Raw genomic sequence first — 1,158 nt, forward strand, 5'->3', positions numbered from 1 at the left:
TGTAAGCTCCCCCAAAAATAGTACGTTTTATAAGTAGACAAAAAATGTATAACTTTAAAACGTTTAATTATGAAAAAGAGTAGATTCAGTCCCCATCAGATTGCCAGTATTTTAAAAGAGTTCGATCAAGGCAAATCAGCAGAAGAAATCACCCGTGATCACGGAGTTAGTAAGGCCAGTTTATATAAATGGCGTCAGCGTTATGGCGGTATGGAAGCCAGTGAATTAAAGCGTATCAAAGAGCTTGAAGAGGAAAATAGTCGCCTGAAAAGGATGTACGCTAACCTGGCCATGGAGTTAGATACTGCTAAATATATTATTGAAAAAAAGCTTTAAAGCCTTGCGATAAAAAACGGATTGTCGAAGATATGCGCAAAGAACGACCTAAAGACATCTGCAAGGCGTGTCGGTTATTAGGGGTAAGCAGGAGCAGTCTTCACTATAAGTCTATTAAAAATGACCAGGTAGTTATGGAAAAACTATTAGCGCTTTCCATAGAGCATCCCGAGGAGGGGTTTTGGAAGTGTTATTATCGTATCCGCAATGCAGGCACAAATATGAATCATAAGAAATTACACAGGGTTTATAAGCAAATGGGAATGCCTCTTCGCCGTAAAGTAAAGAAGCGATTGCAGGCAAGGATAAAGGAACCGCTGGTTGTACCGGAAAGCTTTACTCATACATGGAGTATAGATTTTATGAGTGACGCCCTGAGTAATGGAACCAAGTTCCGGACTTTTAATGTTATTGATGATTATAATCGTGAGGTATTATTTATTGAAACAGACTATTCATTAAAGAGCAGTCGGGTGATATGGGTACTGAGGCACTTGATAAACCGGTATGGTAAGCCTAAGAAAATAAGAATGGATAACGGTCCTGAGTTTGTGGCCAAATTGGCAAAATCATGGAGTAAGGCCCACGATATCGAATTTAAATACATACAACCCGGTAAACCCACCCAGAATGCATATGTAGAACGGTTTAATAAAACATACCGGACATGTATTTTAGATGCTTATTTGTTTGATACAATTGATGAAGTAAGAGAAGTAACCCAGGTATGGGTTGACGATTACAATACTACACGGCCTCATGATGCGCTGGGTGGGATATCGCCAAAAATGTATAGAGAAAAAAATCAACAATCTATTGGGC

The 1,158-nt window shown here is 39.0% G+C and carries 1 protein-coding gene; it reads left to right on the plus strand.

Annotated features, from left to right (window positions below):
• Window positions 1-69: 69 nt before the first annotated feature.
• Window positions 70-1,158 (plus strand): IS3 family transposase gene (locus A0F92_RS09195; RefSeq protein WP_253810316.1). Its coding sequence is split into 2 segments (ribosomal slippage), with 1,090 coding nucleotides annotated over them: window positions 70-331 and window positions 331-1,158; the frame shifts between segments, so codons are not numbered across the junction. This gene is flagged as partial in the annotation.

Origin of the sequence: Hydrotalea flava (assembly GCF_001623405.1) — a bacterium.
GTDB classification, from domain to species: Bacteria; Bacteroidota; Bacteroidia; order Chitinophagales; family Chitinophagaceae; genus Hydrotalea; species Hydrotalea flava.